The organism is uncultured Fretibacterium sp. (assembly GCF_938040765.1).
In the GTDB taxonomy this organism is placed as follows: Bacteria; Synergistota; Synergistia; order Synergistales; family Aminobacteriaceae; genus CAJPSE01.
In genome coordinates, this window is record NZ_CALIAA010000031.1 from 1 (window position 1) to 7433 (window position 7433).

Here is a 7433-nt window from a genome sequence, read left to right on the forward strand (position 1 = left end):
ATTTTATCTGATTTTTATTGTACAATTAGAGCATAAGCCTGTAAAGAAGCTACAGGAAAAGAAGGGAGTACGGATACGCCATGAGGACAAGGCTGATGCGGTTGGGCGCTGCCATCGCTCTGGCCGCGGCAATGAGCTTTTCGTGCGTGGCCGATTCGAGTGCCGCGATAAACAGGAACAAGCAGAAATACCTCAAAAAGAACCTCCCGCCGCTGGGATGGGAGTATCAGGCCGGCTACACGCTCTGGCGCCTCGAGAGAGGGCTGGCCGCCACCCCGCAGACGTGGCGGAGATACGTTCGGGAGAAGAAATGGAGCCAGCAAAGGGGAAAGGAAAGCGCAGCGGACAAGCTGATCCTGAAATCCCTCGACTGGACCACTGAGGAGCTGGCCGCCCTCCTGGCCGAGCTCGAGGAGACGGTCTCATTCCAGCCCGCGGGCACGGAGACCGTAGGAACGGAGCCGGCTCCCTGAGGGACGCCGGCTAACCTTCGTTCCTCCGGGTCAGGACGCGGCTCCAGACCCGGACGGCCGGGGAAGGGTGCTCCCAAAGCGCCTCCAGGCGCTCTCGAAACCGGTGCGCGGCCATGGGGAAACGTTGTTTCATGGCGCAGAGCAGCGGTACCAGCACGCGCTCGTCGTCCTGATCCAACAGGCGCAGCAGGACCTTGTCCGAGGGGGAGACGCCCCCGGGCCAATACCGCAACAGCAGGGCCGCGCCGTCGGCCTTCGCCCGACCCAGATAGCGGTCCATGAGGACCGGGTCCGGCTCTATCCCCATCCTCAGACCGAGGAGGGCGGAGAGCAGAGGGTCCGGCATGTCCCCGGCGCGGCACGCCGATTCCTCCGCCAGGCGCCTTCGGCACTCGGGCCTCAGCGGAAGGGCCGCGACCAGCCGGGCCGTCCGGTCGTCGATCTCGTGGCGGCGCAGGAGCTCTCCGACGGCCCGCAGGACCTCCTCCCGATTCGCCAAGGTCCCAAGGCGTCCCAGGGCGAGGTATCGCACGGCGGCGACCGGAGAGGCCAGCCGGACCAGGAGCTCGCCGAGGAATCCACGGTCCGCCTCCTTCTCCAACTGAGCCCAATGCTCGGAAAGGGCTTTCTCGTAACGCTCCAGGACGCGGCCGACGCGCTCGTCCCGCATCCGGCTGCGGCGCTCCTCCTCCCGACGCTCGGCCTCCCGCACGGCCTCGGCTTCCGCTTGGGCGCGTTCGGCACGCCTGCGGTACCAGGCGAGGGGGTCAGGCCAGGGGCGCCGGGCCGGCTGCCGAACGGAGGCCCCGGAGGGACAGCGTTTCAGTTCCTCGGCGGACAGCCCCTTCAAAAACGTGTAGGCCCCGGTGATCTCCTGAAAGCGGTACGATCCCTGACGGCCCGTCACGTCCGGGTGGCAGGTGCGCGCAAGCCGCCGGAACGCCGACCGCACGTCCGCGGCCGTCGCCCCGGGGGCGAGCCCCAACACCCTCAAGCTGTACGTTACCTCTGCCGAAAGATTCACGTTCACGTCAACCTCTGCTCGTCGAAACATCGACAAAATCAGGATACCGCAGTTTCCAAATCCTTCACCAGTTCCTCGATCAACTCCGCCGTCCCGGCGTCGAAGGGCATGCCCTCGGCCCGGCGCACCAGGGCGTGCAGCCGATCCTGATGCTCCTCCGAGAGCGCGGTCTCCAGCGCGGCGAGGGTCAGCTTCAGCTCCCGAAGGCGCTGTACCTCCCCGGCGGCCTCGTTTTCATGCGGCCTGCCCGGGGGCGGCGAGAGCAGCGGAATCTCCACGCGTTCGCCCGTCCCGCGGCGGAGCTCCGCCGCAAGGCATCCGGACGCCGAGACCTCGCAGCAGAGACGAAGCGTCTCGCCCTCCAGGACCTCGAGCTCCAGGGAGGCCAGACGCAGCCCCTCGGTCCTCAGCTCGTTGGGCGACTGGCGCAGTTCCAGGACCGAGCGGCCGGATCGGCCCGCCCTCAGCTCCACCGACGACCGCACGGGAAGGGTGGAGTTCTCCGGCAGGACCCGCAGGGCCACCCCCTCCCAGAGCGCCGTGAGCTCCCCGGACAAAATGTCCAGCAGCAGGCGCTCCCGCCCCGAACGGGTGTAGAGCGCCGCGCCGCGCACCACGGCGTCCTCGGCGCAGAGGCTCAGGCGTTCCGGCCGGGCCACCTCCCGCTCCAGGACCTCGCGCAGCAGGGGTATCCGGCTGGAGCCGCCGACCAGAAGCAGGTGGTCAGGGCCGTACCGTTCCCAGAGCCGACGCACGATGTGGACGAGGCGGCGGATCGGGAAGCGCATCAGGCGCTCCAGCTCCTCGCGCCGGACCGTCAGAGGGGGCAGAGCCCGTCCCTCCAGGGGGGGCGGCGTCCAGTCGAGGGCGAGACACTCGGAGAGGGCGACCTTCATCCGCTCCGCCTCCATCACCAGGGCGCGCCAGCGTGGGTCCGTGGAGGGCAGAGGGGCCAGCAACAGACGTTCCCGCAGCCAGTCCGCGAGGGCCAGGTCGAAGTCGTAACCTCCGATCCCGTCACTGCCGACGCTCTCCAGCACCTGCCACACCCCCTCGCCGCTCTCGACGACGGAGAGGTCCACGGTCCCGGCACCGAAGTCCAAAACCAGAAAACGGCCCTCCCGCCCAAAGGAGAGCGCAGCCGCGGTCGGCTCCGCCACAATTCGGGCCTCGTGCAGCCCGGCCGCGTCCGCGGCCCGGACCATGGCCTCCCTCTGAGCCAGGGAAAAACAGGCGGGGACCGCCAGGACGCAGGAGGAGACGAAGACCCCCAAGTGCGCCTCCGCGTCCTCCCTGAGGGCGGAGAGCAGCGGGACGAGCAAATCGTGCGCCGCATGACCTCTCCCATCCAGAACCGCCCGAAAGGGGCTGCCCACCCGGCGCTTGACGTCCCACCAGACGTCCTCGGAACCGTTCAGGGCCATCCGCACCGCGTCCTCCCCCACGTGCCATTCCCCGTCCCACCCCACGACGGACGGGGTCGAGAGGGAACCCCATCGGTTCCTTATCGCCTCCACGGCCCCCAGCTCGTTCACGTAGGAGCAGAGGGCGTTGCGCGTGCCCAGATCGATGCCGATGGAGACGGACTCGGACTTCATACGGGACATCCTCTGAGCTCCCCCCCCGACGCGGAATCGATGCGGAGCCGGACGGAGCGCCCGACCTCCGCCCCGCCCTCCCAGGCCGCCGGCAGGAAGTGCGGCGTGTAGCCGCTGCAGCGTCCCCCCTCGGGCAGGACCGGGAGGGTCCGACCGACGAAGCGGGCGGCGTAGGCGTCCAGGAGCTCGTTCCCCAGCGCCGCGGCCTCGGCGGCACGGTCGGAGAGCGCGGCGGGGCTCACCCGGCCCTCGAACGACGCGGCCGGGGTGCCCCGGCGCGGCGAGTAGGGAAAGACGTGGGCGCGCCCGATCCCCGCACGACGCATCAGCCGCAGCGTATTCCCGAAGGCGCTCTCGTCCTCGCCGGGGAACCCCACCAGGACGTCGCTGCTGATGTGAAGGTCGTCCCCCAGCCGCTCGCGAGCCCGGCCGCAGATCCGGGCAAAATCGTCGGCCGTATAGCCGCGGCGCATACGGCTCAGGACCCCGTCGTCCCCGCTCTGGAGCGGAAGGTGCAGGTGCGGGCAGAAGACGGGGCTCTCCCCCAGGGCCTCCAGGAGGGCGTCCGAGAGCGCGAAGGGCTCCAGGGACCCCAGGCGAAGCCGCTCCAGCCCCGGCAGGGCCGAGAGTGCGCGCACCAACTCCGCGAGGGACGACCCCGTATCCCGTCCGTACATGCCCAGGTGGATCCCGGTCAGGACGATCTCCCTGCACCCGGCGTCCAGAAGGCGCCGGGCCTCGTCCATCGCACGGTCCGCGGGCCGGCTCACGGAACGGCCCCGCAGGAACGGAATGACGCAGTAGGAGCAGAAATGATCGCACCCCTCCTGCACTTTCAGGAAGGCGCGCGTGTGGAACACCGGGCGCGCAGCGGGAAGCTCCTCCCACCTCCGGTCCCGGAGCAGATCGGAGCGGAGGTCGCGGAAGGCCCGGCCGTCCCGGACCATGGCCTCGAGGGCGTCGGTCAGCTCGCCCTTCCTCCGGTTGCCGACCAGGATGTCGGCGCCCAGCTCCCGAGCCTCGTCCGCCGCGGCCCCCTGCGCCCAGCAGCCGCACACGGCGACGACCCCGGCCTCCCCGACGGTCCGGCGGGCGCGCCGTACCGCCTGCCGGCACTTGCGGTCCGCCTCCGCCGTTACGGAACAGCTGACGATCACCGCGGCGGAGCAGCCCTCCGGGTCCCGCGTCACGAGGGCTCCGCGCGCCTCCAGGTCCCCGGCCAGGAAGTCCCCCTCGCAGAGGTTCGAGCGGCATCCCAGGACGTGGACCCAGACGGACCGCCCCCTCAGGTCCGGGGATGGAGCTGCGTTCACGCCCGCCGTGCGGGCCGGGCCCGGCAGCCCCACCAGTCCCCCAGACGCAGCTCCCGCTCCGCGGCCAGTCCCGCCGCGGGCAGGGCGGAAAGGAAGGGCTCCCGCTCGGACACCGTCATCCCGGAGAAGATCGCGGACCCCGTCGGTCTCAGCACGCGCAGCACGTCCGGCAGCAGAGCCAGGTTCGGCTCCAAAAGGATGTTGGCCGTCAGCAGGTCGGCGTCCGCCTCCACGCCCTTCAGGAGGTCCCCTGCGGCCAGGTCGCAGAGGATGGGGGGCAGGCCGTTCAGCTCCATGTTGCGCCGCACCTCGCCGAGCGTCGCCGGGTCCAGGTCGCGGGCCACAGCGTGCGCGGCCCCCAGCTTCAGCGCGGCGATGAAGAGGATGCCGGTACCCGTCCCGACGTCGACGATCGTATCGTCCTTCCGCACGGCCTCCTCCAGAAGCTCGAGCGCGATGCGCGTGCTCTCGTGATAGCCGGTCCCGAAGGCGGAGGCCGGGTAGATGAGGATCGGAATCCGCCCCTCGGGCGCGGAGTCCCTGTGCCATGGGGCCATGACGACGAGCTCACGCCCCGCCTCGAGCGGGGGGAAGGCCTCCAGGTGCTGCGTGTGCCAGGGGCGGTCCTCCACCTTGCCGTGCGCGCGCAGCGCGATGCCGGGGAAGTCGGCCAGCAGTTCCCTCAGCTCCGCGAGCAGCGCGCCGATCTCCCGGGAGCTGCGGTAGGCCGCCCGCAGCACCAGCCCGTCCCCCTCCTCGAAGAGCTCCGACCCCATGGCCCCGGAGAGCGCGGCGAGGTCGAACAGGCGCTCCTCCGTCCACGCGGGGTTTTTGTTCCCGTCCCCGCCGCTCTCCGCCTCGAATTCGACGCTCCACCAGAAACCGGGGCCGCCGTCGGGCTGCGGGGTTCCGTACAGGTCGTCAGAAGGCAAACCGATCACTCCCAAACATTTCGGGCACGCCGGAGAAATCCGCAGCGGACCCTTTTTCATATTTATATCCACATTCTATTTTACTACGGGCGAAGAAGCGGAGGGCGCGATGCCATCGGGGCCCTACGTTCAAGCCCCCGGACAGCCTTTCGCGGCGGCGGTGTACTTTCCCGCCGTCCTGAGGTAGGATGACAGGCATGAATACGGACCGTTCCGGAAACAAGGTCCGGCACGAGGAAAAGGAGGCTGCGGCATGGAACCCTTTACGCTGACCCCCGCCTGCAAGGATTACCTCTGGGGTGGGAGGCGCCTGAAGGACGATTGGGGAATGAGGACCGACCTCGAAACGGTCGCGGAGAGCTGGGAGCTGTCCGCCCACCCTGCCGGGGACGGCGTCGTTGCCGACGGTCCCTGGGAGGGACGCCCGTTCTCGGAGGCCGTTCGGGCACACCCGGAGATCGTGTCCCGCCGACACGGGCCGGACGATCCCTTTCCCCTGCTGGTGAAGCTCATCGACGCCCGGCTCCCCCTCTCCGTCCAGGTCCACCCGGACGACGCCTACGCCGCCCGCGTCGAGCACGGCCCGGGCAAGACGGAGATGTGGCTCGTCCTGGACCACGAGCCCGGTGCGTTCCTCTACCTGGGATTCGAGCGGGAGCTCACAAGGGAGGAGCTGGAGCGCCGCATCGGGGACGGAAGCCTGACCGACGTGCTTCACAGGGTGGAGGTGCGAAAGGGCGACCGTTTTTTCATCCCCGCAGGCACGATCCACGCCATCGGGGGCGGCATCCTGATCGCCGAGGTGCAGCAGAGCTCCGACCTCACCTACCGCGTCTTCGACTACGGCCGGACGGGGCCGGACGGGAGATCCCGCCCGCTTCACGTGGCCAAGGCGCTCGACGTCATGCGCCCGGGCCCTGCCGGCCTCGCCGTCCCGGGTGCGTCCCCCGCGCGTCCCGTTCCGGGCGGCACGTTGGAGCGTCTGGCCGATTGTCCCTGTTTTCGGGCGGAGGTCCTGGACCTGTCCGGACGCTGGGAACGTGCTGCGGACGGGGACACGTTTCACTCCCTGCTCTGCCTGGACGGGACGGCTGCACTCCGTGCCGGCTCCACCGTACTGAGCGCCCGGAAGGGCGCCAGCCTCTTCGTCCCGGCCGACGCGGGGCCCTTTGCCCTGGAGGGCTCGGCCCGCTTCCTGCTCACGTCGCTGGGAGACCGGGAAAAAGGGCTTCACCAGAGCTGGCCGTCCGCTTATAAACCTCATTCACGGTAACCGGGACAGGCGCCCCCTGCACAGGATAGGAGAGCGGATTCGCCATAACGTGCTCCGTGTCCGAGAGGGATGGAAACCTCCGAAGAACATCCCGAACTGATGCCGGTTCCTCCACCCTTGAAACCTTCCTTAGTGGGATGGAAACTCGATAAGCATGGACTTGTACTTGCTGGAGATGGGGTCCTTGAAACCTTCCTAGTGGGATGGAAACCGTATCCCGCCCCCTGGACGCGGCGATGCTGGAGGCGCCTTGAACCCTTCCTTGGAGGGGGTCTGGAACAGCAATTTGTGGAGGAGACCATTGTCTATAACGACAGCTGGGCGGAAAAACGCGGTACGGTTTCACCACCCAAAAGCGAGAAGCGGACATATTTTGTGTGCCGTAGTGATGGAACGGCTGCCGAATCTCGGCCGGTGAGCATTGAATCGTTCAGCCGAGGGGCGAGTGCCGTCACCCGGAAGCATATAAATTCAGAGGATTGCTGAGGGGAAAAATGCCGAAAAAAGCGCTGGAAACACGGCTCGCTTGTGGCGGAGCGCTTCAAGGGATGAAACCTGTCAATCCCTGCAATGTCTGTATGGCGAGCTTGGGCAGACTCGAACTGCCGACCTACGGCTTAGGAGGCCGTCGCTCTATCCACTGAGCTACAAGCCCGCAAAAAGACTAAGTGACTATAGCACAAAAAAACCAACTGTCAATTTGGGTTTCACCGTTGTCGCCGGACAGTGATAATGTCATCCCTTAGCGGGACCGAGAGAATGTCACCCCCCCTCAGGACAGGAGCCTCTTGGATAATGGAGGCATGAGGAATTCAGGTGA

The 7433-nt window shown here is 68.0% G+C and carries 6 protein-coding genes and 1 tRNA gene; 2 read left to right on the forward strand and 5 right to left on the reverse strand.

The window, feature by feature from the left end:
* Nucleotides 1-80: 80 nt before the first annotated feature.
* The gene (locus Q0176_RS00945) at nucleotides 81-473 is read left to right on the forward strand and encodes a hypothetical protein (RefSeq protein WP_299298130.1); all 393 of its coding nucleotides are present in this window, start codon (nucleotides 81-83) and stop codon (nucleotides 471-473) included.
* A 10-nt stretch (nucleotides 474-483) separates the two neighbouring features.
* On the opposite strand, the gene Q0176_RS00950 is transcribed toward Q0176_RS00945, so the two are convergent.
* Genes Q0176_RS00950 through Q0176_RS00965 form a run of 4 tightly spaced genes read right to left on the reverse strand, consistent with a single transcriptional unit; the run spans nucleotide 484 to nucleotide 5340 of the window.
* The gene (locus tag Q0176_RS00950) at nucleotides 484-1503 is read right to left on the reverse strand and encodes a DnaJ domain-containing protein (protein WP_299298132.1); all 1020 of its coding nucleotides are present in this window, start codon (nucleotides 1501-1503) and stop codon (nucleotides 484-486) included.
* Between the two features lie 32 nt (nucleotides 1504-1535).
* Nucleotides 1536-3104, reverse strand: a complete 1569-nt coding sequence (locus tag Q0176_RS00955) for an Hsp70 family protein (RefSeq protein ID WP_299298134.1) — start codon at nucleotides 3102-3104, stop codon at nucleotides 1536-1538.
* Entirely contained in the window at nucleotides 3092-4441 is a 1350-nt protein-coding gene (locus Q0176_RS00960) for a MiaB/RimO family radical SAM methylthiotransferase (protein WP_299298136.1), read from the reverse strand. Before Q0176_RS00960 ends, Q0176_RS00955 begins: the two co-directional genes overlap by 13 nt.
* The gene (locus Q0176_RS00965) at nucleotides 4405-5340 is read right to left on the reverse strand and encodes a 50S ribosomal protein L11 methyltransferase (protein ID WP_299298138.1); all 936 of its coding nucleotides are present in this window, start codon (nucleotides 5338-5340) and stop codon (nucleotides 4405-4407) included. The genes Q0176_RS00960 and Q0176_RS00965 overlap by 37 nt, the downstream gene beginning before the upstream one ends.
* A gap of 253 nt (nucleotides 5341-5593) precedes the next feature.
* Between Q0176_RS00965 and Q0176_RS00970 the strand changes: the two genes are divergently transcribed.
* Nucleotides 5594-6613, forward strand: coding sequence for a type I phosphomannose isomerase catalytic subunit (locus Q0176_RS00970; RefSeq protein WP_299298140.1), 1020 nt, complete (start codon nucleotides 5594-5596; stop codon nucleotides 6611-6613).
* Between the two features lie 579 nt (nucleotides 6614-7192).
* On the opposite strand, the gene Q0176_RS00975 is transcribed toward Q0176_RS00970, so the two are convergent.
* A tRNA-Arg gene (locus Q0176_RS00975) sits at nucleotides 7193-7268 on the reverse strand.
* Nucleotides 7269-7433 lie beyond the last annotated feature (165 nt).

What these genes read in the sequence shown, in the direction of transcription:
- Q0176_RS00970 (WP_299298140.1), top strand. Translation starts at nt 5,594, where the DNA reads ATGGAACCCTTTACGCTGACCCCCGCCTGCAAGGATTACCTCTGGGGT.
- Q0176_RS00955 (WP_299298134.1), bottom strand. Translation starts at nt 3,104, where the DNA reads ATGTCCCGTATGAAGTCCGAGTCCGTCTCCATCGGCATCGATCTGGGC.
- Q0176_RS00945 (WP_299298130.1), top strand. Translation starts at nt 81, where the DNA reads ATGAGGACAAGGCTGATGCGGTTGGGCGCTGCCATCGCTCTGGCCGCG.